At 43.5% G+C, this 26,438-nt stretch carries 15 protein-coding genes and 1 pseudogene; 5 read left to right on the top strand and 11 right to left on the bottom strand.

Annotated elements, in window-relative coordinates; all coding sequences use genetic code 11:
• The 9 genes from PSE7429_RS24330 to PSE7429_RS23465 all read right to left on the bottom strand — a co-directional run.
• Positions 1-2,325, bottom strand: a 2,325-nt coding sequence (locus PSE7429_RS24330; RefSeq protein ID WP_071590130.1) for a hybrid sensor histidine kinase/response regulator, incomplete at its 3' end; no start/stop codon positions are given.
• 217 nt (positions 2,326-2,542) lie between these two features.
• Entirely contained in the window at positions 2,543-3,811 is a 1,269-nt protein-coding gene (locus PSE7429_RS08915; protein ID WP_009626816.1) for a sensor histidine kinase, read from the bottom strand.
• 37 nt (positions 3,812-3,848) lie between these two features.
• Complete coding sequence (locus PSE7429_RS08920; RefSeq protein WP_173400656.1) at positions 3,849-6,566, bottom strand: ATP-binding protein; 2,718 nt, start codon at positions 6,564-6,566, stop codon at positions 3,849-3,851.
• Positions 6,567-6,627: 61 nt separating this feature from the next.
• The gene (locus tag PSE7429_RS08925) at positions 6,628-12,507 is read right to left on the bottom strand and encodes a trifunctional serine/threonine-protein kinase/ATP-binding protein/sensor histidine kinase (protein ID WP_009626818.1); all 5,880 of its coding nucleotides are present in this window, start codon (positions 12,505-12,507) and stop codon (positions 6,628-6,630) included.
• Between the two features lie 1,048 nt (positions 12,508-13,555).
• Positions 13,556-14,380, bottom strand: coding sequence for a cell division topological specificity factor MinE (gene minE, locus PSE7429_RS24335; protein ID WP_009626819.1), 825 nt, complete (start codon positions 14,378-14,380; stop codon positions 13,556-13,558).
• 8 nt (positions 14,381-14,388) lie between these two features.
• Entirely contained in the window at positions 14,389-15,192 is an 804-nt protein-coding gene (gene minD, locus PSE7429_RS08935) for a septum site-determining protein MinD (RefSeq protein WP_009626820.1), read from the bottom strand.
• A gap of 2 nt (positions 15,193-15,194) precedes the next feature.
• Positions 15,195-16,292 carry a septum site-determining protein MinC gene (locus PSE7429_RS08940; protein WP_009626821.1) on the bottom strand — a complete coding sequence of 366 codons (1,098 nt, stop codon included), beginning with the start codon at positions 16,290-16,292 and terminating at the stop codon, positions 15,195-15,197.
• A gap of 116 nt (positions 16,293-16,408) precedes the next feature.
• On the bottom strand, positions 16,409-18,898 hold the full coding sequence (locus tag PSE7429_RS08945) for an ATP-dependent Clp protease ATP-binding subunit (protein WP_009626822.1): 2,490 nt from the start codon (positions 18,896-18,898) through the stop codon (positions 16,409-16,411).
• Positions 18,899-19,235: 337 nt separating this feature from the next.
• The gene (locus PSE7429_RS23465; RefSeq protein ID WP_144052500.1) at positions 19,236-20,198 is read right to left on the bottom strand and encodes a sulfite exporter TauE/SafE family protein; all 963 of its coding nucleotides are present in this window, start codon (positions 20,196-20,198) and stop codon (positions 19,236-19,238) included.
• A gap of 91 nt (positions 20,199-20,289) precedes the next feature.
• On the opposite strand from PSE7429_RS23465, the gene rimI reads away from it, so the two are divergent.
• The 3 genes from rimI to PSE7429_RS23470 all read left to right on the top strand — a co-directional run bounded on the left by rimI (position 20,290) and on the right by PSE7429_RS23470 (position 23,083).
• Complete coding sequence (gene rimI, locus PSE7429_RS08955) at positions 20,290-20,829, top strand: ribosomal protein S18-alanine N-acetyltransferase (RefSeq protein WP_009626824.1); 540 nt, start codon at positions 20,290-20,292, stop codon at positions 20,827-20,829.
• A gap of 300 nt (positions 20,830-21,129) precedes the next feature.
• Complete coding sequence (locus PSE7429_RS08960) at positions 21,130-21,699, top strand: hypothetical protein (RefSeq protein ID WP_158467623.1); 570 nt, start codon at positions 21,130-21,132, stop codon at positions 21,697-21,699.
• Between the two features lie 127 nt (positions 21,700-21,826).
• Complete coding sequence (locus PSE7429_RS23470) at positions 21,827-23,083, top strand: peptidoglycan-binding domain-containing protein (RefSeq protein ID WP_009626826.1); 1,257 nt, start codon at positions 21,827-21,829, stop codon at positions 23,081-23,083.
• Positions 23,084-23,141: 58 nt separating this feature from the next.
• On the opposite strand, the gene PSE7429_RS08970 is transcribed toward PSE7429_RS23470, so the two are convergent.
• Together PSE7429_RS08970 and PSE7429_RS08975 are read right to left on the bottom strand one after the other, a co-directional pair.
• Entirely contained in the window at positions 23,142-23,720 is a 579-nt protein-coding gene (locus tag PSE7429_RS08970) for an L-threonylcarbamoyladenylate synthase (RefSeq protein WP_009626827.1), read from the bottom strand.
• Positions 23,721-23,935: 215 nt separating this feature from the next.
• Positions 23,936-24,520 carry a DUF2854 domain-containing protein gene (locus PSE7429_RS08975; RefSeq protein ID WP_009626828.1) on the bottom strand — a complete coding sequence of 195 codons (585 nt, stop codon included), beginning with the start codon at positions 24,518-24,520 and terminating at the stop codon, positions 23,936-23,938.
• 420 nt (positions 24,521-24,940) lie between these two features.
• On the opposite strand from PSE7429_RS08975, the gene rpoD reads away from it, so the two are divergent.
• Together rpoD and PSE7429_RS27160 are read left to right on the top strand one after the other, a co-directional pair.
• Complete coding sequence (gene rpoD, locus PSE7429_RS08980) at positions 24,941-26,125, top strand: RNA polymerase sigma factor RpoD (protein WP_009626829.1); 1,185 nt, start codon at positions 24,941-24,943, stop codon at positions 26,123-26,125.
• A 75-nt stretch (positions 26,126-26,200) separates the two neighbouring features.
• Positions 26,201-26,353: pseudogene (locus PSE7429_RS27160) on the top strand (DUF29 family protein); the annotation flags it as partial.
• Positions 26,354-26,438: the final 85 nt, after the last annotated feature.

Here is a 26,438-nt window from a genome sequence, read left to right on the forward strand (position 1 = left end):
CTTGATTTGTAGATGCTTGCCCAATAACCTAAACAATTCTTCCGAATGTACTGGCTTCTCTAAAAAGTCATCCCCTCCTTCCTCTAAACTCTTTTGCCGATCCTCTTGCCCTACGGATGCCGAAGAAACGATCACGATCAGTCCCTTTAATGTATCGTCCGCTCTGATCTGGCTCAACATCTCAAATCCATCCATCACTGGCATCACTAAATCCGTTATAACAAGGTCAGGATGATTCTCTCTTGCTTTTTCTAGCCCTATCTGTCCATTCTCAGCTTCGGTGAGCCTAAATCCTAAAGGCTCCAGCAGATTGACGATCACCGACCTGTTTTCCCATTTATCATCGACGATCAATATCTCCTTTCTCTCTCCTTCATATCCAATGATATTCTGTCCTCGTTGAACTGTTTTTTGCTTTACCCATTCCTCTGATACCTTTACTCCTATCCTGAAGCTAAATATGCTCCCTTTCCCTAGTTCGCTCTTAACTTGGATCTCTCCTCCCATCATTTGTACGATCCTTTGACTGATCGCTAGTCCCAATCCTGTCCCTTCTGATTGTCTCTTCTTCTCTCCTACTTGCTCGAAGGCTTGGAATATCCTTTCTCTCTCTCCTTCCGCTATCCCTACTCCTGTGTCTTCTACTTCTACCTTGATCTCTGCTGCTCTTTCCATTCCTACTCTAAATATTACTTGCCCTTTGTCTGTGAATTTAATTGCATTGCTTAATAGATTTATAATTACTTGTCTCAATCTCTTTTCGTCTGTCTCGATCCCTTCCGGTAGATCGTTTTCACTTTCATAAATGAATTCGAGCCCTTTTTGGTCGGCTCTCACTCGACATATCTCCACTACTCCTTGCAGAAATGACGGCAAATGAATCGTGTTTTCCTGTAGTTCTAGTTTCCTTGCTTCGATCTTTGATAGCTCTAATACGTCATTGATCAGTGTCAATAGATGGCTTCCACATTGGTAGATGATGTTGATCCCATGTCTCTCTTTCTCTTGCAGTTCTTTGGAGCGGTTTAGAATTTGGGCATACCCTAGGATTCCGTTTAATGGCGTTCGTAGCTCATGGCTCATGTTCGCCAGAAATTCGCTCTTGGCTTGGTTCGCACTGTCTGCTTCTTCTTTTGCTCTCTGTAGTTCTTCTGTTCTCTCTGATACGCGGATCTCTAGATCTTCGTTTGATTTCTGCAAGGCATTGAATGATTCCCTTAGTTGTTGTGTCATTCGCTCGAAGGAAGTAGAGAGAATTTCGAGTTCATCCATACCTTTATTGATTTTTAATTCAGGATTAACTTGCTTATTTTCGTCTGACTCCATCAGCATCATTTGATTACATTCTTCGACAATTGGCTGCAAGCGACGATTCAAACGCCTTACAAACCAAATTACGACCAAGACTAAAATGACCCCAGCCCCCAATGTTCCTCCTAAAGTAATGCCTAAAACTGGTAACACAACAACATTTTTGGGAACAACCGCCAGCATAATCCAATTGGTTCCCGCGACGCGATCATAAGCCCATATTTGTCCTTCTGATTCGAGAATGCCACTACTATCTTGTATCTGCGGCCAAATTACTTGCAATTCAGGAATATCTCGGTAACTATCTCTGGCTTTTGCCTTTGCTACATCAGGTGGATAACCCAGTAGGTTTCCCTTTTGACTGATTAAAGCAAAATAGCCTTGATCGTGGAATGCCTTGTCCTTAATTTGTTGGGTGATGGCGTTCACATTAAGGTCACTTGCCGTATAGCCCAATGTTTTCCCTTTATCGTCAAAGATGAGATAGGTAAAGGTATCCATAGTAATACCATACCAATCATAGGGTTCACTCCACGCAGGTTTTCCTGCCTTAATACCAAATTGATAGTAGTCCTTGTCTGGATAAAACTCCGCATCAATTACATCCAAATAGCGAATGTTTTCATTAGGGGCGGGCAAGCGATCGCCGACCGAATCAGGAGAGCCCTGATCGACATAAAAATAGGGATAAAACCACTGACGATCGGTAAGAATCCCATAGGGAGTTTGCCCAAATCCCGATCCCATTACAAGGGATGGACGTTTTTTAAAAAACTCAAATGTTAATCGTTTGTAATCCTTGGTGGTTATATTTGGCTGCGATCGCATAATTTGAAGCGCAACTTGCATATTAGCCGTAAAGTTTTCCACTTGAGAAATTTGACTCTCAACCTCGCGCACCTTGATCCTCAATGTCTTCTGGATCTCTTGCCTAGCCTGACTATCAAGTGCTCGATAGACCAATACCGACATGGCACTAAGTCCTACAAAAGCGCCACCCAGCACATATATCATTAGACTAGTTCCAATTGACCGATGTGCTATGGAGTTTAATATTCCCGATTTATTCATCACTCGATCCTGCATAAGATATATTTTGACTGTTATTTGACTGTTATATTTTGTATTCTGGCTGTTATATTCTGGCTGTATTTATTTACTGAGCTACTGATAAAATATTCTCTCGATTCGCTCGTTAAGTTCGTACTAGAGCGAATTGAATCATATCTTTTTAGAGAGGTAAAAGAATTAGGAATTCTGACCCTTGACCGATTATGGAGTTTACTTCAATACTTCCTTCATGTTTTTCTACAACGATCTGCTTAGCGATCGCTAAGCCCAATCCCGTCCCTTTTCCTACAGCTTTAGTCGTAAATAGATGATCAAAAATCTTATTTTTTACTTCCGCAGACATCCCTTTACCATTATCAGTAATTTTGATTTTCACATGCTTCTCCGATTCTGAAGTTTGAATTGTAATTCGATTTGGATTGGCTTGGAGTTCGGCATAGCTACGTTTCTGACTAGCTTCATCTAGAGCATCAATCGCATTAGCTAAGATATTCATAAATACTTGGTTGAGCTGCCCTGGAAAGCATTTTATCGGAAGGATCTGACCGTATTCCGTGACAACTTCAATTTCTGGGCGTTGTTCGTTTGCCTTGAGACGATGGCGGAGGATCAAAATCGTGCTATCTAGCCCTTCATGGATATTAAAAGTCTGCTTAGCGTCACTATCGGCGCGGGAAAAGGTGCGGAGACTATTACTAATATCCTTAATCCGTTTGATTCCTTCCCGCATAGAACCGACCAACTTCGGTAAATCTTCGCGAATATAGGCAAGATCGATATTGTCAATTTCTTCTTGAATATCAGGATCGGGATCGGGATACTTTTTTTGGTAAAGATCTAACAAACTAAATAGATCCTTAATATAGCCTAAGGCAGGTTGGATATTCCCCCCAAGAAAGCCAATTGGGTTATTGATTTCATGGGCAACACCTGCAACCAAATTGCCGAGAGCAGACAGTTTTTCACTTTGAATAATTTGCAGTTGAGAAGCTTGCAATGCGGCAGTTTTCTGCATCACCTGATCTTCTAACTTTTGCGTTAATAGGCTTAACTGTAGATGGGTTCTTACCCTTGCCAGTACTTCTTGTTCTTGAAAAGGCTTAGTAATATAGTCCACCGCTCCTAGTTCAAACCCCTTAACCTTATTACTCATATCAGAGAGTGCTGTCATGAAGATAATGGGAATATTGGTGGTTTTGGGATTACTTTTTAGTCTTCTACAGGTCTCAAATCCATCAATTTCAGGCATCATCACATCTAACAAGATGAGGTCGGGCAATTTTCGCTCAACCTGATGAAGGGCGCGTTCTCCACTCGTAGCGATCGCCACATCGTATCCCGCATCGCTCAAAGCTTCTGAGATAACATCCAGATTAGTTGGGGTATCATCAACAATTAAAATCAAAGTATTGGAATCTTCAACATTCATGCTCTCTATAATCCTCGTTGTTATTAATTAGGGAAATCTAATTAGGGAGATATCGACGCAGTAAGGCTTCGATCTTTTCCGTTTTGAATCCCTTAGCCAGCAGTTGAATCTGCTGGACAAAAGGCAAATAGCGGACATCCCTTTGACCAATTTGCCCAGCGGTGTCACCTAGTTTTTTGATTAAACCAGCAAGAGCTAGATCCAACAGCAACCTCAAGTCCTCCTCAGGAGGCACGACCAAATCTCCTAGTGTTACTACTTCTTCCTCCTTTCTTCCCTCTTCATAACTCCACTTGATTTGTAGATGCTTGCCCAATAACCTAAACAATTCTTCCGAATGTACTGGCTTCTCTAAAAAGTCATCCCCTCCTTCCTCTAAACTCTTTTGCCGATCCTCTTGCCCTACGGATGCCGAAGAAACGATCACGATCAGTCCCTTTAATGTATCGTCCGCTCTGATCTGGCTCAACATCTCAAATCCATCCATCACTGGCATCGCCAAATCCGTTATAACAAGGTCAGGATGATTCTCTCTTGCTTTTTCTAGCCCTATCTGTCCATTCTCAGCTTCGGTGAGCCTAAATCCTAAAGGCTCCAGCAGATTGACGATCACCGACCTGTTTTCCCATTTATCATCAACGATCAATATCTCCTTTCTCTCTCCTTCATATCCGATGATATTCTGTCCTTGTTGAACTGTTTTTTGCTTTACCCATTCCTCTGCTAACTTTACTCCTATCCTAAAACTAAATATGCTCCCTTTCCCTAGTTCGCTCTTAACTTGGATCTCTCCTCCCATCATTTGTACGATCCTTTGACTGATCGCTAGTCCCAATCCTGTCCCCTCTGATTGTCTCTTCTTCTCTCCTACTTGCTCGAAGGCTTGGAATATCCTTTCTCTCTCTCCTTCCGCTATCCCTACTCCTGTGTCTTCTACTTCTACCTTGATCTCTGCTGCTCTTTCCATTCCTACTCTAAATATTACTTGCCCTTTGTCTGTGAATTTAATTGCATTGCTTAATAGATTTATAATTACTTGTCTCAATCTCTTTTCGTCTGTCTCGATCCCTTCTGGTAGATCGGTTTCACTTTCATAAATGAATTCGAGCCCTTTTTGGTCGGCTCTCACTCGACATATCTCCACTACTCCTTGCAGAAATGACGGCAAATGAATCGTGTTTTCCTGTAGTTCTAGTTTCCTTGCTTCGATCTTTGATAGCTCTAGTACGTCATTGATCAGTGTCAATAGATGGCTTCCACATTGGTAGATGATGTTGATCCCATGTCTCTCTTTCTCTTGCAGTCCTTTGGAGCGGTTTAGAATTTGGGCATACCCTAGGATTCCGTTTAATGGCGTTCGGAGCTCATGGCTCATGTTCGCCAGAAATTCGCTCTTGGCTTGGTTCGCACTGTCTGCTTCTTCTTTTGCTCTCTGTAGCTCTTCTGTTCTCTCTGATACGCGGATCTCTAATCCTGTAAAAGATGTTTTGAGTTGTATTGCCATCTGGTTGAATGCCCGCGCCAATCCTGCTATCTCTTTAATATCATTTCCTTCTACTTTTCGATCTAGTTCTCCTGAGGCGATCGCTTCGCTAGCTTGCTGTAATTTCAAAATTGGGAGCGCTATCCATTTTGCGGTATAGAGTCCCAGTATGGTTGCTACGATTAATGCGCCCAAACAAAGAAAAATTGTAGTCCTTGTGTTGTCATCAATCTGCGCCATGAAGTCTGATTCGGGTACGACGATTATACTCAGCCAGTCAATCCCATACTCGTCGCGAATATTGGAAACTTGCACGAGTTGCCTCTGGTTGTTGAGCGTAAATTCTAACTGCTGACTTTGGGTGATTTCGTTAAAGCTACCGAAACGTTCAAGTAAAACCTTGGATGTCCCACTAATTACTAAACTGTCCGCTTTTACAGCGGGAATTTGTTGCAGTTCCTTTTTCTGATAATCAATAATAAAAGGCTGCTCGATGGTGGAACTGGCAATCAAATTGCCAGCACGATCAATAATAAATGTCTGTCCTGTCTGTCCTACCTTGAGATTTCTAAGGAATCTATGGATTTTACTAATCCAAAAGCTATTGTTGGCAACTGCCACAAGCACGCTATTTTTATCATAGATTGGATGGGATATCGTTATGGTGGGGAATGGCTGAGATCTTCCGAGAAAGGGTTTAGAAGCCCAAGTCGGCTTGCCTGCTTTTTGAGCAGCAATATACCAAGGACGAACTCTGGGATCGAATTTTGGTTGCGTCTCAATTAGAGAAGTTCTTTCTCCTTGATCGTTAAGCTTGTAAATTCTTCGCCGAGGTATGCTTTCCTTATCGACGATCGCAGCCATAATATAATTTTCACTGCCATCAGAATTTACTGATTCCTCGACGCTAATGCTAGTGCCATCAGCAAACCCAATTTGAATAAACTGAATCATATCTTTGCTGACTAACCGCCAAAAAGTTCGTTCTAGTTTTTTGGTTTCGGTTAAATCGATTTGCTCCTCTTCGGAGGCGATCGCAATGGTTTGCCCGATAGTATAGGGTTTTTCTAGGTAGGCAAGAACTTGTAAGGTAATGCGATCGCTTATTTCTTGGCGTAATTGGCTAGAAACATCATTGACTGCCTTCTGACCATTTCGTAGTGATAGATATCCCGTCAGTCCAACTGCGGCAAAGATTTGGATCACAAATGGAACTACCAATACGAGCTGTAACGGCAGGGCTTTAGCTGATTTGACGCTAGACTTGATCATGGTTCCATTCATCTGTGTCGAATTTATATTGCAAAGACATTGCAAGAGATTAAATCACAATTTATCTTCGTAAAGGTAGGAGAATTGAAAAAATAGTTCCTCGACCGATGATGGAGCTTACATCAATGCTTCCTCCATGCTTTTCTATAATGATTTGCTTGGCGATCGCTAACCCCAACCCTGTTCCTTTTCCGACCCCCTTAGTAGTAAATAAATGGTCAAAAATCTTGGCTTTGACTTCTTCAGACATACCTTTTCCATTGTCGGAAATTGTTATTTTGACATGATTATCTAACACCATAGTTTGGACAGTGATGCGATTGGGATTAGCCTCAATCTCTACATAGCTAAGATTTTGACTGGCTTCATCCAATGCATCAATCGCATTAGCCAAAATATTCATAAATACTTGATTGAGTTGTCCAGGGAAACATTTAAGTGCTGGAACCCGACCATATTCCGTGATGACTCCGATCGCTGGACGTTGCTCATTTGCTTTGAGGCGATGGCGGAGGATCAAAATCGTGCTATCAATTCCTTCATGAATATCAAAGATTTGCATCGTATCGGTATCCGCACGGGAGAAAGTGCGGAGGCTATTACTAATAGCTCTAATGCGATCGCCTCCATTTTTCATAGCCCGAATCAAGTTGGGCAAGTCCTCCCGCACATATTCAATGTCAATTGATTCAAGTTCCTCAAGAATCTCTGCTCCTGGGTCAGGAAACTTGGCAGAATATAGATCGATTAATCCTAATAGATCGTTGATATAGCTTTGTGCCGCGCTTACATTACCAACGATACTGCCCACAGGATTATTGATCTCATGGGCTACACCTGCGACTAAATTGCCAAGAGCAGACATTTTTTCACTTTGCACGATCAATAGTTGCGATTCTTGCAGTTCCTTGAGAGCCTGCTCAAGTTCTAGCGACTTCTGCTGAATTAAATCTTCTGCTTGTTTCTGCTCGGTTACATTGCGGATCGTAAATAGAACATTTTCAGTATTCCCCATCGGGACAACCCTGACTTCTTCGTATTGAGGCTTACCGTCAATGGTCAATACCTGATTGTAGACATGCATTTCTCCTGTTTTCAGCACTAATTCAATATCACGCATTTTCTGCTGATAAAGTTCTGGTGATAAATAATCCGCTAGCGACTTCCCTATCGGTTCTGCTTGAGCTGATGGATTGGGAGATTTTAACGCATTTACTTCTGACGATTCAGAATAGTCTAAATAAACTCCATCTCTATTAACCTGAAATATCATATCGGGAATTGCTTGAATGATGGCTCGTTTTTGAGCTTCACTTTCAGCAATTTGAACTAGCTGCAATTCCAGTTGGGCATTTAAGTTCGCTAATCGGAGAGAAGTAATTTGTTCTTGGCGGTATAAGTTAGCATTTTCCAAGGAAATCGCGGCTTGGGAGCAGATAAAATTAAGCAATTCAACGCGATCGAGGGTGAATACGCCGCTAGTTGCACGATTTTCCAAATATAGTATGCCAATCAATTTGGCTTGATTGAGGAGAGGAAAACATAGCAAACTCTTGGGTTGTTCCCGAGTCAGATATTTCCCAATCACTGGTAGAGAAGTCTTGCAATCGTCTACAGCCACAAAAGTCTTTGTGTTTTTAACATATTGAATCAATTTAACGGGTACATTGACGTTGCCATCTAGAGCTTCGCTCACCAGTTCGATCGCTTCAGGTGTAGCTATAGCCGCAACTTGCCATTCTCCTTGAGAGTTTGGCAAGATTAAGGCACAGCGATCGCCTCCAGAATTTTGGAGCACCACTTGCGTAAGTTCGTGCAATAACTGATCAATTTCAATAGTTCCAGAGATGCTCTGAGAAGCCTTGAGGAGCGCAGCAAAGTCCATCATGGCATTCATACTCGTAGAGGAACTGCTGGGATCGATCGAAGCATGGATCGATATGTCGGGAATGGCAATCGTTGATAGGGGCTCAATCCTCATGATCGGTGAGACTGCTTGCTGGAGAATCACCTGCAATAGATGAGGATAGCGCCTTTCCAGATCTTCAACTTTGGCTTTAGCTCCCCAGCGGGTATAGCCGTAATAGGCTTCCTGCATATAGATAGCAGCAATCTTCTCTTTCCCCCAGTCCAGATAAAACTTTGCGGCAAGTTCGTTAGCCAGAGCGTCTTCTTGCATATATCCGTTAGCCTTAGCTCCCGCGATCGCACGATCATAGAAGTCCATTGCTAAAGCTTTCTCCCCTTGAATGCGGAGAATTTCCGCCGAAACTAATTCGTACTTATGGAGATAATTACTGGGAGCATGGTTTGCTAAGTGTTGTAATTTTTGTTGATTGGCGATCGCAAGTTCAAGTTCGGTTGCCTTAGGAACAATCCCTCCTAAACTTGAAGAGGCTAAGCTTGCTAAGGAGTGATAGAAAGTATGGGCGGCAGTAAGGAGAAACCCAAAGGCTGCATCTTGGCTAGCGGTTGCCTTCACGGCATGATCTAAAGCGATCGCATAGTTGCCGAGGGTATAGTCAAATATTAGTCTCGACAGGTGAAAAGCGAAAAGACATTGATGGTTGTGGGTATTTTCAAAGCGTTGCAGAACTTCAGCCTCACGCGGATCAATAGCAACTGAGCCATTTGTATTTATATTGGCATTTATATCGGCATTTATATCGGCATTTATAAATTTGTCATTAATACGCAACCAGATCTTGGAATATTCAATGCAATGCTCCTGTTTAAATTGCTCTAAAATCGGCATGTACTTCGCCTGAGCTTCTTGTAGAGACTCTAGGGGCTTGCCAATGAGAAATAAATGGGTGAAATACGCCATGATGCAGTAACTGACATATTCAATATCCGCGACTTCTAATCCCACTTCAATGCCCTGTGTCAGTAAAGGCAAAGTGGCATTTCCGGCCTCTTTACAAGCACAGACAAAGACAGCGAATAGCATATTTACTTTTGTTCTCAATTCACGCGCTTGATACTGCTCCAACAAAGACAGGGCAACTTTTCCAGATTGATGGGCAGCATCTAAATCGCCAATTACAGCACAAAGCAACAAGCCATAGATCCCGTAGGCATAGGCAGCTAGCTCCGAATATCCTTCGCGATCGCACAGATCTACCATCGTTAAGACTACAGCAGGAAACAATTCGGGCTTAACGTGATGGGTGGGTGGTGTAATTGTGATGAGAATCTGTAGAGCTGCTAGATAGACTGGGTCAGTCATTTGAGGCTTGGTAATCAGTCCCTCTTCACTTGGAAGTTGTGGCAGGTGATCTTGCCAGTTTGTCAGATCTACTAAAGATACACCAAGGCTTTTAAGTGCATCTAATCCCGTTTCAATAGCCTTTAACTGGAGATCTTGAGCGATATATATTTGTACCGATAAATCGTAAGCAAGAGTGCGATCAATCTGGCGATCGCATTCTTGCAAGATAGTATCAATCAGTTGTAGAGCAGCGGTAAATTCAATATTTAAATAGGCAGTTTCCGCAGCAGTCTCGTAGATCTGCAAGGTTAGCTGATGGTCTGTTTGCCAAGAATCTGATGGCAATAAATTAATGGCTTCACTGACATAGCGTACTGCTGCACTATAAGCGGTTGAGGCTTTAGCCCGTTTACAACCAGCAAAATTCAGATGAACAAGCTCTCTCTTTTCGGCAGGATCGGTGATTAAGGAGCTACTCGCATTGAGGTGACTCAGAATTTCAAATAGATTTTCCTCTTGCTCCAGACTAGAAAGATTTTTTTGTAATAGTCGTCCGATTGTCAGGTGAGTCTTTTGCTTTTGATCGTCAGGAATCAATGAATAGGCAGCCTGTTGGACGCGATCGTGTAAAAACCTGTAGTTAAGCGTTTCCTTGAAAGCTGGTTGGTTAACCGACTGCGACATATCGCTTTCTTCAAGATAGAACTTATAAATCTCGCTTTGAGGTAAAATCAACCCCTCCTGCAAAGCTACCCATAGCAAACCTGCTACCGACTCTGACGACTGCTCGGCAACTATAGCCAAAGTATCTAGATCGAACTGCGCCCCCATACAAGCCGCCAGCTTTAAAATCGCCTGAGTAGTTATTGGCAATTTTTGCAACTGCAAAGCCATAAATTCCACTACATCATTCTTCAGAGCCGCATTCCGCACTTCAGCTATATCACATTGCCAATGGCTGGCATTGGCGTTAAAAGCGATCGCGCCATCTTGATACAAAGCTCTGAGGAACTGAGTGGCAAAAAATGGGTTGCCTTGCGTTTTTTGCATTAATAGTTCCGTTAAGGGTTGTGCTAACTCCTCCTGACAATGGAGCGTATCGGCAACCAAGCGATTCAAACTATTCTGGTCGAGAGGTTGGAGTGCGATCGTACTTGTCGCTATATGCGTTTTACTGACCGCATCTAAAGTCAACATCAAAGGATGAGCGGTAGAAACTTCATTGTCTCGATAGGCTCCGATGACGAAGAGATACCCCGTTTCTAAGTCCTCCATCAATACCCGAATCAAATTTAGCGAAGCCGAATCTGCCCACTGCAAATCATCAAGGAACAGAACCAAGGGATGTTCGGGCTTGGCAAAAACGTGAATAAATTTCTGTAAGAGGGAATTAAATCGGTTCTGAGCGGCTGCCCCCGTTAGTTCGGGCGCAGGGGATTGCGTACCCATAATTCGCTCTAATTCTGGTATGACATCAATAATGATTTGCCCGTTTTCTCCGACAGCTTCTAGAAGTCGAGTTTTCCAAGCCTGCAATTGGAAATCGCTTTCGCCCATCAATTGTCCGATTAAGTCCCTAAAAGCTTGAACAAAAGCCGAAAAGGGAATATTGCGATTAAATTGGTCGAACTTACCTTTGATGAAATATCCCCTTTGGCGGACAATCGGTTTATGCACCTCATTAACGACCGCCGTTTTACCAATCCCCGAAAATCCTTTAACTAGCATCAGTTCCGTTGCCCCATTGGCAACATGATCAAAGGATTCTAGAAGGAGATTAACTTCGCTTTCCCGCCCATAAAGTTTTTCAGGTATCAGGAAGCGATCGCCTATGTCTCGTTTACCGATCGCAAAGTTACTAATCTCCCCAAATTTTTGCAATTGATGTAGACATAGTTGTAAATCATACTTTAGCCCTGAAGCACTTTGGTAACGCTCTTCGGCATTTTTAGCCATCAACTTATCAACGATATCCGAGAGCACAACAGGAATTTCGGGACAGATCTGGTGAATCGTGGGTGGTATCTTGGCTAAGTGACAATGCACTAATTCCATGGGGTCAAAGGAACCGAAAGGGCGTTGTCTAGCAAATAGTTCGTATAGCGTTACCCCAAAGGAATAGAAATCTGTGCGATAGTCGATCCCCCGATTCATTCTTCCTGTCTGTTCGGGCGCGATATAAGCCAAAGTTCCTTCTAAGCCATTGGGGTTTTTAATTTCTGGAGTTTCCTTTGGCAATAGCGAAGCAATACTAAAATCAATTAATTTGATTTGGTTAGTTTCTGGATGAATCAGAATATTGGCGGGTTTAATATCCTTATGGATAACGCAGGATTGGTGCAGTTCGTCCAAGATTTGGGTAATCTGGATGGCTATTTCCAATTTTTCCGCCAAAGATAATGGTTGCTTTTGGATATGCTGTTGTAGCGAAATGCCTCCAAAATCCTCCATGACAATGGCATAGCTATTACCACAGGATTCCAAGCTGTAGGGGCGCACAATGCCGCTAACGTCCAATTTTTTAGCGATCGTGTACTGATTGCGAAATTTCAACAATTCGTTGAAACTGGGGTAATCCTGTTGCAGCAGCTTAACTATTACGCTCCGACCGTTAGAGTCATCTATAGCTCGATAAACACTAGTTCGAGAACCATTATAGATTTGCTCGGCAATAGTATAGCCCGCGAGTTGAGGAAATTTATGAAAATTATGACTTGCTATTAGAGACATGGTTATGGATCGATAACACTAAAGATAAGATTCGCCAAGATCTGTTATGTAGCCTAATTCTGTATCGACATCTTTTTAATATCTGGATTTAGCTCTAAACCATTCAAATATCGCCTAACGATCACACTAAAATGATTTCCATTAAAACAAAATAAAATACTAATGATACTCTTCTCCCCTCCATATTTATTAGAGTATCTATTAGTACATCTTTTTACTAGAAAATCACCTAAATCCCCTATATACATTCTATGACAGACTACTTTTCTATTATACAGAAAGTATCAGGCTAGAGTAGATACCAAGCATATATGCTGAGATTAAATCACCTATATTAACCATAAAAACTGTAATAAGTTACATCGCATAATTAAGAGACAGTATTAAAAGTAGCAATGCATACAATGCTTACAAAAAAAGCTTTAAGCTTTTATATTTAACTATGTTTAGTTAATTACAAGAACGAAATAGGCATATCAAATAGGTATATCAAACAGGCGATCGCCTAAAATTGTCCTATAACAAGATCGTTGAATATCTAATCTTTGAACGTAGCTCTAAACAAATCCCTACAAATCCCTAAATATAAATCTAGACACATCAATTTAAAAAATTATATTTCTATTTTTTGAGTTAAAAAATCTAAGGAGTTACTTTTAAATTCTCATTATTTTCTCCATACTTTAAGACATAACTATCATTAACATGATTTTTTCTTTCACTTACCGCAATGCATAAAAATCCTCAATTCTCTGTAATACCAAAGCTCAAAATGGCGTAGCCATTTTGAGCTTTTCAACCCCTTGCTGGATTTGGTTTTTAATTCACAAAAGTGTTGTCACACTTTCGTAAATTGGTATGAAAAGATATTTATGCTTTTATAACTATCGCCACTCGCGTTAGGACAAAATCAAAACCCAAGAAGAGAAGGTTGTCGCTTCGCACCAACCTTCTCTTCTTGGGTTTTATAACCCCAAAAAATGAGTGGCGGCGCGGAAGCGCCGCCACTCATTTTTTGGGGTTTATGCTCTAAGCAAACCTTACCTTGCTATATTATCTCGCCCGAACTGGGAACATCTAAGGACAACTCTAGTTGGTCGCTCGATTCTTCAATGGCGGCTTCATCCTTGTCATCAAGGTGTTTAATGTCACTAGCATTAACAGCATCAACTCTCTCAGTAGCAACTTTATCGACAACTTTATTGGCAACTTTATCGGCAACAACATTAGTAGAGCTAACATTACTGATATCGCTCACAACAGGATCTAGCTTTTTCTCCATCGGAACCGCAGTATTCACCACATCCTTGCTAACTTGAGTTTCCTCGCGATCGCTTTCTTTAACGACTCGTTCGCTCGCTTCCATATTTTGCGCTTTAGTAGCAGCGCTCCTCAGTTTGATACTTACTTCGGTCGTTCTTTCTGCCACCAGAGCTATGCTCGATGGGGATATATCTTCAGAGGTTTGTATGGGGTCTTTTGCCGCGATCGCATCAAGGGCGGCTTCTGCGGATAAATCCATTTCTAATACCGAAGAATCCTTTGACTCCTCTCGGTTTGGAGAGGTTTCTTCATCGGGCTCATCAAAAAGACTTACCAGATCGGGTAATTCTTCCCGCACCATCCGAATGGGCAGATTCGCGATTAACGCGGTCATGCGTTTATCCGACTCTAAGCGGATATCCAACGCACCTTCATCAAGCTCTACATATCTTGAAACTACCCGCATGATTTCATGGCGCATATTTTCAAAAACCTGTGGCTCGATCGCAGCTCGATCATGAGCCAAGATGAATTTCAAACGCTGCTTGACTTGCGCTCCACTTGGGACGTTACTTCTTTGAAACAGGCGATCGAGCAGTGTTGAAATCATTTCTAACCTCAGGAATTCCCACTAATCCAGCTAGACAGACGGGCGAAAAATCCTTTAGGGGGTACTTCGAGTTGTAAGAACTCGATATTTTTGCCTTCCAGTCTCTTTGCCACATTCTCATAGGCAGTGCCTGCTAGCGATGGCTTATCTGACAACACCAATGGTTCCCCTTTATTAGTAGAAACGATCACCTGTTCGTCATCAGGAATTACGCCAATTAATTTAACTGACAAAATATCCAGCACATCTTCGACACTCATCATGTCGTTATTTTTTACCATAGCTGGGCGAATACGATTCAAAATTAATTTAATATCGGTAATTCGGTTGGCTTCTAATAATCCAACAACGCGGTCGGCATCTCGTACTGCCGATATTTCAGGAGTCGTCACGACGATCGCTTCCTTCGCCCCTGCGATCGCATTTTGAAAACCTGACTCAATCCCTGCGGGACAGTCAATTAATACGTAATCAAAATATCGGCTTAAAACCTCTACCAGAGCCTTCATATGAGCGGCCGTAATGGCAGTTTTATTGCGCGTTTGGGGAGCGGCTAAGAGCGATAAATTAGGTTGACGCTTATCTTTAACTAGGGCTTGATCGAGCTTACATTCTCGTGCGATTACCTCAAGGGCGGTATACACGATGCGATTTTCTAATCCCAATAAAAGATCGAGATTTCGCAAGCCAAAGTCAGCATCCACCAAAACCACTTTACGCCCTAGTTTAGCGAGCGCCATGCCGAGATTTGCTGAAGATGTGGTCTTGCCGACACCACCTTTACCGGAGGTAACAACGATAATGCGACTCATGTTTACGAATTACTGATTGACGAGGGATAGTTTAGCGAAGAATGATTAAATGCAGAAAAGTCAACTACTTGGACAATTTTAATTGCAGGTGTACCCTGCGTACTGACCAAGGCTACTTCTGGACAAAAAGATGTACTGGGAGTCTCAACACGAGCAATAAAACTAGCAATCCTAATCTGGGTTGCATTGAGGTGCAAAGCCATCACTACCGATTGGGCATTACCTTTAGCACCTGCATGAGCCATGCCTTTCAGCTTGCCACACACGATAATATCGCCTTCAGAGATTAACTCCGCACCAGCATTGACATCACCGAAGACAATAATACTGCCTGAATGCCGAATTTCTGTACCAGATCTTACGGTCATCTTAATGTATAGCGGATCGTCCGTTGGCGCATTAGGAATTGGATTAAATCCTAACAACTCACGAAAGACAGTGCCTTGCTCAACAGAAAAACCCATACTAGCAGCATTGATCGCTGTCTGACGACGATTAGTGACAACACAATGCAACAATAATTGGTAATTTTGCAACGACTCATATATTTCTTGCAGTTGACGCGTATCCAATAGGCGATCGCATGCTTGCAAATATACCTGCGTACGGGGCTTCCAATCATGACCACTCGCCGCCATGCGTTGCTCTAGCTGAGAAAGTATTTCTTCCCAAGTTAAAGTTAGTAATGAAGTCTCAGAATTAGTCGATGCCGACTCATCTTCACCAATAGATAGAGAAGATGGAGAACCATCATTGGATTTATGAAATGGTAACTTGATCTTTTTTTCAGTTGGCAATAATAGATTGAGCTTGCCATCAAGGGTTTTAAACCTTACTTGGGAAATTTCAGGATCGGGAATTGCCTCAGAATCTAGCTGAGCCTTTTTAGCAGGCTGGCTGGGAATTGGCTTGAGTTCTCCACCCTCCACATCTGCAACCGTAAGAGGCGCAGGGACATTGCCCAAGGAATCTTCACTTTTTTCGGTTACTACAATAACTTCAGGCATCTCCGCAGATGACAAATCCCCTGCAACCGACTGAAGTTTCGTAGGAGGCAGAGGATTCGATTTCACGGCAATATTACGCTGGTTGGCATTCATGAAGCTTTTTCAAATTTAGCACTGTCCATCCATCTACCACCAAAGCTCTCGGAATCACTAAGGTGGTGCAAAAACAAAAAAACAGAAAACAAGGGGGCTTAAGCCCCCTGTTTTCTCTAAGCCGACGGTAGTAACTGAAGGCTATTTTCAGAACCGTTAAGGGCTTCTTTTTCGATCACTTTGACCTTGCCATCGTCATCGACATCAACCTGTACGGAGGCACCTTCACGAACTTTACCTGTGAGGATCTCTTCTGCAAGAGAGTCTTCAAGTAAGCGCATGATGGCACGACGCAACGGACGTGCGCCGTAGCTGGGATTGTAGCCCTCTTGAACGAGTAGATCCTTAAAGCGCTCGGTTACCGTGAGGACGATATTCTTATCGAGCATCCGCTTGAAGAACTCGTTGAGCATGAGATCGGCGATCTCCTTGACTTCGGGCTTGGTTAACTGACGGAAGACAATGATTTCATCAAGACGGTTGAGGAATTCTGGACGGAAGTATTGCTTGAGTTCTTCGTTAACTAGGGAGCGAATGCGGGTATAGAGCGCATCTTCTTGGCTAGCGGCGAAGTCAAAGCCGAGTCCACCACCACCTTTTTCGATGACTTTAGAACCAACGTTCGAGGTCATGATCAATAGGGTGTTCTTGAAGTCAACGGTACGTCCCTTGGAATCGGTCAAGCGCCCATCTTCAAGGACTTGCAATAGCAAGTTAAAGACATCGGGGTGAGCCTTTTCGATTTCGTCGAATAGCACGACGGTATAAGGACGACGACGCACAGCTTCCGTAAGCTGACCGCCTTCGTTATAGCCGACATAGCCAGGAGGCGAGCCGATCAATTTCGATACGGTGTGACGCTCCATATATTCGGACATGTCGAGGCGAATCATCGCATCTTCAGAACCAAAGAAGTAGGAGGCGAGCGCTTTGGTTAGCTCGGTTTTACCAACACCTGTGGGACCAGAGAAAATAAAGCTAGCGATCGGGCGATTGGGGCTCTTGAGACCGACGCGGGCGCGACGGATGGCGCGAGAAATTGCTTTTACCGCTTCATCCTGTCCGATTACGCGGCTATGCAGTGTTTCTTCCATCTGCATGAGCTTGACGGACTCAGATTCGGTGATCTTGAGTACGGGTACGCCAGTCCAAGAGCTAACGATATAGGCAATATCCTCTTCGGTAACACGAATTTCAGGAGCATCCTCAGTCGGAGCTTCTGCCTTTTTGGTTTGGCTGAGAGCGCGAATCTGCTGTTTGAGATCGATTTCCTTGTCCCGTAATTCCGCAGCTTTATCAAAGTCCTGCTTGCGAACTGCGTCATCCTTTTCTTTAAGGGTTAGACGTAATTCTTTGTCAAGTTCCTTGGCGGCGGGAGGTAACTGGGAATTAATCAACCTGACGCGAGAGCCAGCTTCGTCGATCAAGTCGATCGCTTTGTCGGGCAAGAAGCGATCGCTAATATAGCGATCGGATAGCTTCGCGGCGGCAACGAGGGCTTCATCGTCGATCTTGAGCTTGTGGTGTTCTTCGTAACGTTGGCGCAAACCGATCAAAATTTCGATGGTTTCTTCAACGCTAGGCTCACCAACCATGACAGGCTGGAAGCGCCGTTCGAGGGCGGCATCGCGTTCGATATGCTTGCGATACTCATCAAGGGTAGTTGCACCGATGCATTGGAGTTCACCACGGGCAAGGGCAGGCTTGAGGATATTCGCGGCATCGATCGCACCTTCAGCAGCGCCAGCACCGATCAAGGTATGGACTTCATCAATTACCAAGATCACATTGCCAGCGGTGCGGATTTCTTCCATGATCTTTTTGAGGCGTTCCTCAAATTCACCACGATACTTTGTACCCGCCACTAGCAAGCCAATGTCTAACGTAACCACCCGTTTTTCTTGGAGAATGTCGGGAATGTCACTGTTAGAAATGCGTTGAGCAAGCCCTTCAGCGATCGCAGTTTTACCAACACCTGGTTCACCGATTAGCACTGGGTTGTTTTTGGTACGACGACCGAGGATTTGGATTACTCGTTCAATTTCTTTCTCACGACCCACAACAGGATCGAGCTTGCCATCTTGAGCTAGCTGGGTCAAATTAGAGCCAAACTCGTCAAGGGTAGGCGTTTTGGTGCGTCCCGACGAACCACCACCTGCGGAGACTTCGGCAGTCTCACCCAACATACGAATTACTTGAGTACGGACTTTGGACAGATCTACGCCCAAATTTTCTAAAACTCTAGCGGCAACGCCTTCGCCTTCGCGAATTAGTCCTAGCAACAGATGCTCAGTACCGATGTAGTTATGTCCCAACTGGCGAGCTTCTTCTAGCGACAACTCAAGGACTCTCTTGGCGCGAGGCGTGAAAGGTATTTCGACGGCGACAAAACCAGAGCCGCGTCCGATGATTTTCTCAACCTCAATGCGTGCATCTTTGAGGTTTACACCCATCGACTTCAGTACTTTGGCGGCAACGCCAGTTCCTTCTCCGATCAGACCCAATAGAATTTGCTCTGTGCCGACAAAGTTATGACCGAGGCGGCGAGCTTCCTCTTGAGCCAGCATGATGACTTTAATTGCTTTTTCTGTAAAGCGTTCAAACATGGCGTTTCCCCATACTTTGCTGCGTTCTGGTTAAAGTTAATACTAGCACAGCCTTAACAGCATTCTATAGGTACGGATCTCACTCCCTTTAACCAAACTTTTAACTAAACTTAAAGCTATGCCTTAGGTATATTTTTGGTTATTATCCACCCATTTACACAATATTTTCATGTAATTTGTCGAATTTTGTAATTTAGAGAACAGATTTAACGCCCTTAAAGTGAGTAGACATAACTAAAATAAGGCTTTTACTTTTGGGATTTGAGAAAGGGTTTGCGTAGCAAACCCTTTCTCAAATCCCGTTTCAAATTATCCCGAACTTATGTTAGTTCAAATGTTAGTTCAAAAACAAATTCCTTTGTCCCCAGAGCATCCAGATCCCACCTACAGCCATAAATACCAAAACAATCTGCCGAAACTGCTGGGAACTCATGCGGCTGAGGATATATTTGCCCACGAGGTTAGCAGGTATTGCCGCTAAGCCGATCGCTAAACCTGCGATCGCCTGCTCTTGGGACAGGGCTGCTAGTAGTCCGTAAGTAATCAGTTTGAAGACGTGAATAATCGTCATATGAGCAGCTTTAGTCGCAATCATTTGCTCCTTAAGCAAGCCATAGCGTAGATAAAAAGGGTTAAGCACTGGTCCCGTTGTCCCCACTAGACCCGATACATAGGCTTTCAGAAATCCTGCGGGCATAATATGCCATGCTGCTAGCTTAAATTTAGGTTTAGGCAGTTTCCCTTGAGTCTCGGTTTGATTTGCATTAGTAATTTCATTAGCCCCAGATTCGTTATTCTCTTGGGAATCTCTAGTCTCTTCAGAGCCTATCGCCAAAGCGGTCAATTTTGTTTCTAAATTATCTGAATCTAAATTATCTGAATCTAAATTATTTACATCAGGCTGAGATGCAGGGTTAGCGATTTTTTTTGTATCTGGGCTTTTTTCTAACTCAAACAAAACTGCACTGATCAGCAGGAATATACCAATGACTATTTGCAGCCCATCAATATGAATTCGGGTAAAGGTATATGCGCCGAGAATTGCCCCCAAAACTGCACCTGGAGCATACCAAGCCGTTAATTTCCAGTCAATATCGCGCCAAAACAGAAAAACTCGATGGGCATTCCCAAAAAACATACCAATTGTAATTACAGGTGGAACCGAGGCAGCCCCCATCAAGAGATTGACTAATGGGATTAAAACAAAGGGACTACCACCACCTGCTAACGTGCTAACTATCCAAGCAAAGAAACTAACTATGCTGAGATAGATAGTTGGCATGATTTCTGACATAGACATTAATAATTCGTTAATAATTCGTTAATTTGGGGATTTGGATAGGGGTAGGATACATGGAGCTTTGTGCTAAGTCTAAATTATTTATCAACCTATGAATCTATCGACCAGAATCTACCTAAGTGAGATCGATCGCAATTTCTTATCCCAACTCAGGGCGATCGACTGTGCCTGCTTAGGAGATTTCTGGAGCTTAGAAGCCTATCAAAGGGAAATCGACAATCCCAGCAGTGTTGTGCTGGGCTTAACTACGGAAGATCGCGAATTATTAGGATTCGGTTGTTTATGGTCTGTGCTTGAAGAAGCGCATATTACCGTATTAGCAGTGCGTCCCGAATATCAAGGGCAAGGATTTGGTAAGGCGATCGTCTGGGGGCTACTCAAAAAATCTCGCGATCGCCATTTGGAATGGGCCACCCTTGAAGTACGAGCATCCAACTATGTAGCGATCTCCCTTTACCAAAGCTTTGGTTTCAAGGAAATTGGGAGAAGACCTAATTACTATGAAGTAACAGGTGAAGATGCCCTGATGTTGTGGTGCAAAGGATTGCATACAGAGGAGTTTGGTTTATTGCTTGAGCAATGGCATGAGTCCATCTCCACAAATTTATTAGCCAAGGGCTGGAATTTATAGTACGCGTATTTCCAAAATGGCGTTGCCATTTTGGAAATCGGTATAACGTGAGTGGCGACAGCTAATTGCTGTAAAAGCCAAAAGAGGATTGCCGCGCTCCGCGCGGCAATCCTCTTTTGGCTTTTAATTTCGTCCTAACAAGACTGGCGGCAGTTATATAACAGCTATATATTCTGTATAGCTGGGTATAGGTCGTTATGCGTCTGCCTTTACTAATTACGATAGAATTAGTTTAGGTTTATGAGCAATTAAGTCGCTTTAGGGTTATAAGGTCTAAAAACGATGAAGATATCTGGCTGGGTGAAGAAAGCTATTGGCTTAGCGATCGCGAGTTTCGGCTTTTGGAATATAGCAAGTACAAGTGCCAATGCACAATTAGGAAATATAGTTGTCTACATAGCAGGCAATAATCCCGCAACTTTGAATGTTGTTAGACAAGTTGTAACTAACCCAGTGGTTGCCTCAGTTAATGGACAGACCTCCATCGTTGCTGGCTCCTTTGATACACCAACCGCAGATTTTGTAACCAAAGAGCTCCAAAAACGCGGGGTAGATGCCCAGCAGGGTTATCAAACTTCTCAGACCGTACAAGCTCAAAATACTAATACTTCACCCTATGTAACGCTACCGAGCTACATCCCCACCAATAATATTGAGAATTTAGCCCAATATCGCTATGTTACAGCTGTTCCTGTGCAATCCCTGACTACCCTCTCTCAAGTACAGCAGTTTATCCCTAGCGCCTTTGTCGCCAAGTCAAATCGCGGTAACTATGTATATGCTGGTGGCTATGCCAATCGCGATGCTGCTGAATCTTTGAAATATTTCTTGCGATCGCAGGGATTAGATGCTCGTGTACTCTATTTCTAAATTCCCCATTTCTAAATTCATCATTTAGAAATGTTACCAAATAACATTTCTAAATGAAAATCGCTAGATTGTGAATTGAATTTGATTGAATTTAAAGATTGTCAACTTTGAGAAATTTGAGCTAACTATGGACTCGATATTAAGACAAGGTAGTAAAGGTAGTGATGTAGTTGAGTTGCAGCAACTTCTCCAAGGCAAAGGATTTTATAGTGGCAGCATTGACGGGGATTTTGGTGCTGGCACAACCAATGCTGTTCTGAAATTTCAGCAGGCTAATGGATTGGTAGCTGATGGCATTGTGGGCAGTTCTAGCTGGGCTAAACTTCGTGCCGCCTCGACTGCCCAGACTCTACCAACATTATTGCCAGGATCTAAGGGCTCGGCTGTAGCCCAAGCTCAACAATTGCTTAAAGACAAAGGCTATTATCAAGGTCGGATCGATGGTGACTTTGGTGTGGGCACGAGGGATGCGATCGTGGCATTTCAGAGAGCCAATGGGTTGACCGTTGATGGCAAAGTCGGCGAACAAACATGGAAAAAACTTCAAGCACCTGCGATCGCGGTAGCTACGCCCACTCCACCGACCACGATTGAAATTGTGCGTCCATCTCCCTCGCCAGCTCCCTCACCAGCACCTTCGGCAACGCCTTCCTCTACGCCGTCAATTTTTGTACCGACGGATGGTACTCCCATCGCTACTACCGATCCCACCTCTTCATCAACACCCCCTGCTAGTGCGATTAGTCTAGCTGATGCCGCAAATAGCTATAGCCGTGGGCGCTTACCCAATCAAACTGCGGCTCTTAACAATTTGCAAGCAAATATCACGCCAGAGATATTGCAACAATTCTTTCAACGTTGGCAAACCGCATCTGGACTGGCAACCACAGCCACATCGCTACAAGATGCCCTCAGTGGTTACAATCTTGCCCAGATGCTTAATCAAAATCTTGCCTTGCAGTGGTTGCAAGGTCAAATATCATCACAGGCTCTTGCTAAATTCCGTCAAGATTGGTCAAATCTCAATTCAGGAATTGGCACTACGACCACGCCATTTACGCCTAGCCAACCCAGTGGCACAAGCAATCCTCCACTGCAACTAATCAATCTCAGCGATGCTGTCAAGGTTTTTAAGCGCTCTGCCAATCAGATCACGGCTCTAGAAAATCTACAAAATGCTTTACCCGCACTGACCATGCAGCAGTTTTTCCAGCGGTGGTCAGTTGCTTCTGGACAAAATGCGATCGCGATTTCCTTAGTAGATGTATTCCAAGACTACGACAGCCAACAGTTTCCCAGTCAAATCACGGCTATACAATGGCTGGAAAAAGAACTAACCACTGCTAACCTAGAGCAGTTTTCGCGAGATTGGCAAACTATCTAAATCCATCACTAAATCCATCCAAAAGTGCGCTTCGCGCACTTTTGGATTTAAATTGATTTTAAAACCGCACAGCCCCTTGACGACGGACGACCCAACCATTCGTTGTCCATTCCACTACAGTCGATGGCAAGCCACTTCCCAATGGTTCGGTAATACTAATTCCATCGCCGAGAGTCATGACCGAGGGAAAAGCGTCATTAATTGCGACCATGCTGCGTAAAGGTGGTTCGTTACTCTTATTGGCGCTGGTAGTCAGCATTGCTCCTGTTTGCTGCAAAATAGCGATCGCCGTTTGGTTATCGGGAATTCGCACCCCTAAAGTTTGAAAACCTTGATTTAGGTGACAACCGCGATCGCTCGCGGGCAAAACCAGAGTCACTGCTCCAGCAAAATATTTTTGGGCAGTCCGTTCCCAAGTTTCCAACTCTGGACGATCTATATCCAGAAACAATAAAAACTCTTGCCAACTAGCCGCCATCAAAATTAATGGTTTATCGGGTGATCGCTGCTTGAGCGTATAAATATCTGCACTGCGATCGGGACGCACCGCCAAAGCAGGCACCGTATCGGTAGGAAAACTCACCAACTTCCCCGATCTTGCCCCTGCCACCAAAGCCGCTAAAGAAACTAAAGCCACAATTCCTACTTAATACCTAACTATAGCAATCCTAAATCATTTGTAGATTTTTGCGTTGCGATCAAGACGATCCCCTACAGGATGCGTTTCCCAAGAGATAGATATGTGGCGGCGCAAAGCGCCGCCACATATCTATCTCTTGGGAAAAAAATTACAGTATTAAAACGTAAAAGAGAGAAGCGGCGCAAAGCGCCGCTTCTCTCTTTTGGGAATGTCTAAGCACCAATTACCGCTGGAATTTCCGAAATCAACCGTAAATCAAACTCTTTATTTTCCAATTCCGCCACAACCGCCACGATCCCAGGACCAAAAAATCGCGTCAATTTATCTTGTTTTTGTTGCCAAGTTGCAAAGTCTATCAAAGGCGATCGGAAACGTAAAACCAAACTGTAAGCTCCCTTAGTCTCCTCCGCTTGAGAAATTTCTTCATAGATCCCCACCAAGATAGGACGTTCTTCATCGGTAGGACTCATACCCAATTTTTCTAAAACCTCATCCAAATGCGCCTTAATACCGTAGCGATACCGAGTTACATCTTGGCGTAGCTGCTTTTGGGTTGAAGTTTCTTGTGCCTTGCGTAAATTCAAAACCTCATCTGATAGAGCAACAACCACAGGTACTGGTTTAACCTCCGAAGACTTAAATGCAAAGCCCCCTAAGAGGATAGGAAAACCATAGAAAAATCCGATCAGATTTAGCGTGGAATTACCTTTAGCGTAAGCCCAAAAACCCACGACAAAAAGAATTCCACCAACAAACAAACCTATAGAAGCTAGAGATATTTTATTAAGTTTAAGCATGATCAAAATTTAATAATACTTAACAAATGTATCTGTTAAATGCATCTATTTTCTAAATCTCTTGGGGATCTGCCCCATTCTATAGCAATCAAAACCCCAAAGATAAGTGGCGGCGCTTCGTGCTGCCACTCATCTTTGGGGTTTTGATTATTCCTAGCGATCTCGCAAGTCCCTTATAGTTATTTAAATTCTCATATCAAAAAAATTTTTGTAGTCGGTTTGCCATCGTTAGACTATAAATGTATAAGTAGGATTTGCACCAATTTGACTAAACTCAAGAATTGTAAATTGACCCTTAGACAGGATTTTCATAATTCTAAGTAGCTCAAATCACCATTTTTATATTTGACAAGCTACAATCATCTAGGTGTAAATCCCCGTAGAAAAAGTTTTAGACAGTACGGATCTGAGGAATCTGGCATGAGCAAAACAGCCATCGACCTACCTATTGAAATCAAGTTGCCTGTTGGCAAACTTGGCGGAAATCTTGAAGAAATTGAAGAAGACCTTGAAGATGATGATGATATCGAACTTGACAAGGACGATTTAATTGATGACTCAGATGAAGACGCAGACATTGATGATGACCCTGACAAAACTGGCAAAGCAAGGGGGGCAAAAAAAAGAGCTAGCCAGACTAAGAAAAAACATTTTACCGAAGACTCGATCCGCCTTTACTTGCAAGAAATCGGTCGTATCCGCCTACTCCGAGCCGATGAAGAGATTGAGTTAGCGCGTAAAATTGCCGACCTGCTAGAACTAGAATTAAAGCGCGAAGAATTAGCCACTGAGGCTGACTGTCATCCCGATGATGTCCGCGAACCAGAATGGGCAATCAAAATGGGGATGCCCCTCGGCGAATTTCGCAAACGCCTCCACTCTGGTCGTAGAGCCAAGGACAAAATGGTGCAGTCGAACCTACGTCTAGTAGTATCGATCGCCAAAAAGTACATGAATCGCGGCTTATCCTTCCAAGATTTGATCCAAGAGGGCAGTTTAGGCTTGATCCGTGCCGCCGAGAAGTTCGACCATGAAAAGGGTTATAAATTCTCGACCTATGCAACATGGTGGATTCGTCAAGCAATTACCCGTGCGATCGCCGATCAATCCCGTACTATTCGCCTCCCAGTCCACCTTTACGAAACCATTTCGCGGATTAAGAAAACAACTAAGTTGCTTTCTCAAGAAATGGGACGTAAGCCCACCGAAGAAGAAATCGCCACCCGCATGGAGATGACGATCGAAAAGCTCCGCTTCATCGCCAAATCCGCCCAGTTGCCAATTTCTCTCGAAACTCCTATCGGTAAGGAAGAAGACTCTCGCCTCGGTGACTTTATCGAGTCCGAAGGTGAAACTCCTGACGATCAAGTTGCGAAAAGTCTCCTACGCGAAGACCTCGAAAGCGTATTGGGAACCCTTAGCCCCAGAGAACGTGATGTGTTGCGTCTCCGCTATGGATTAGATGATGGACGCATGAAGACCCTCGAAGAAATTGGACAAATCTTCAACGTTACCCGCGAACGCATCCGCCAAATCGAAGCTAAGGCTCTCCGCAAGTTGCGCCATCCTAACCGCAATAGCGTTTTAAAAGAGTACATCCGTTAATTCGCTCGCTGTTGAGTGTCCGCTATGACTCAATCCTGATCCCAACCTTCTAAAACCTCCTTCTACGATCGCGATCTTCATCTTTGGTTAGAAGAGTCGATCATTCGGTTAAAATTCAGAGATTTTCGTAATCTTGATATTAAAAATCTATTGGAGGATTTATACCAACTTCCCAAAATGGCGTTGCCACTTTGGGAATCTCAAAACCTTACTGGGTCTGGTGTTTAATCCATAAAAGTGTTATAGCAGTAGCCAGTTATGTTAGGACAAACCCAAAAACCAAAATAGAGTTGCGGCGCTACGCGCCGCAACT

The organism is Pseudanabaena biceps PCC 7429 (assembly GCF_000332215.1).
Lineage (GTDB): Bacteria > Cyanobacteriota > Cyanobacteriia > Pseudanabaenales > Pseudanabaenaceae > Pseudanabaena > Pseudanabaena biceps.

Coding starts and splice junctions, on each gene's coding strand:
- PSE7429_RS08945 (WP_009626822.1), bottom strand. CDS start 18,898: ATGTTTGAACGCTTTACAGAAAAAGCAATTAAAGTCATCATGCTGGCT.
- PSE7429_RS08940 (WP_009626821.1), bottom strand. CDS start 16,292: ATGAATGCCAACCAGCGTAATATTGCCGTGAAATCGAATCCTCTGCCT.
- PSE7429_RS08925 (WP_009626818.1), bottom strand. CDS start 12,507: ATGTCTCTAATAGCAAGTCATAATTTTCATAAATTTCCTCAACTCGCG.
- PSE7429_RS23470 (WP_009626826.1), top strand. CDS start 21,827: ATGGACTCGATATTAAGACAAGGTAGTAAAGGTAGTGATGTAGTTGAG.
- PSE7429_RS08915 (WP_009626816.1), bottom strand. CDS start 3,811: ATGAATGTTGAAGATTCCAATACTTTGATTTTAATTGTTGATGATACC.
- rimI (WP_009626824.1), top strand. CDS start 20,290: ATGAATCTATCGACCAGAATCTACCTAAGTGAGATCGATCGCAATTTC.
- PSE7429_RS08920 (WP_173400656.1), bottom strand. CDS start 6,566: ATGATCAAGTCTAGCGTCAAATCAGCTAAAGCCCTGCCGTTACAGCTC.
- rpoD (WP_009626829.1), top strand. CDS start 24,941: ATGAGCAAAACAGCCATCGACCTACCTATTGAAATCAAGTTGCCTGTT.
- PSE7429_RS08975 (WP_009626828.1), bottom strand. CDS start 24,520: ATGCTTAAACTTAATAAAATATCTCTAGCTTCTATAGGTTTGTTTGTT.
- minD (WP_009626820.1), bottom strand. CDS start 15,192: ATGAGTCGCATTATCGTTGTTACCTCCGGTAAAGGTGGTGTCGGCAAG.
- minE (WP_009626819.1), bottom strand. CDS start 14,380: ATGATTTCAACACTGCTCGATCGCCTGTTTCAAAGAAGTAACGTCCCA.
- PSE7429_RS23465 (WP_144052500.1), bottom strand. CDS start 20,198: ATGTCTATGTCAGAAATCATGCCAACTATCTATCTCAGCATAGTTAGT.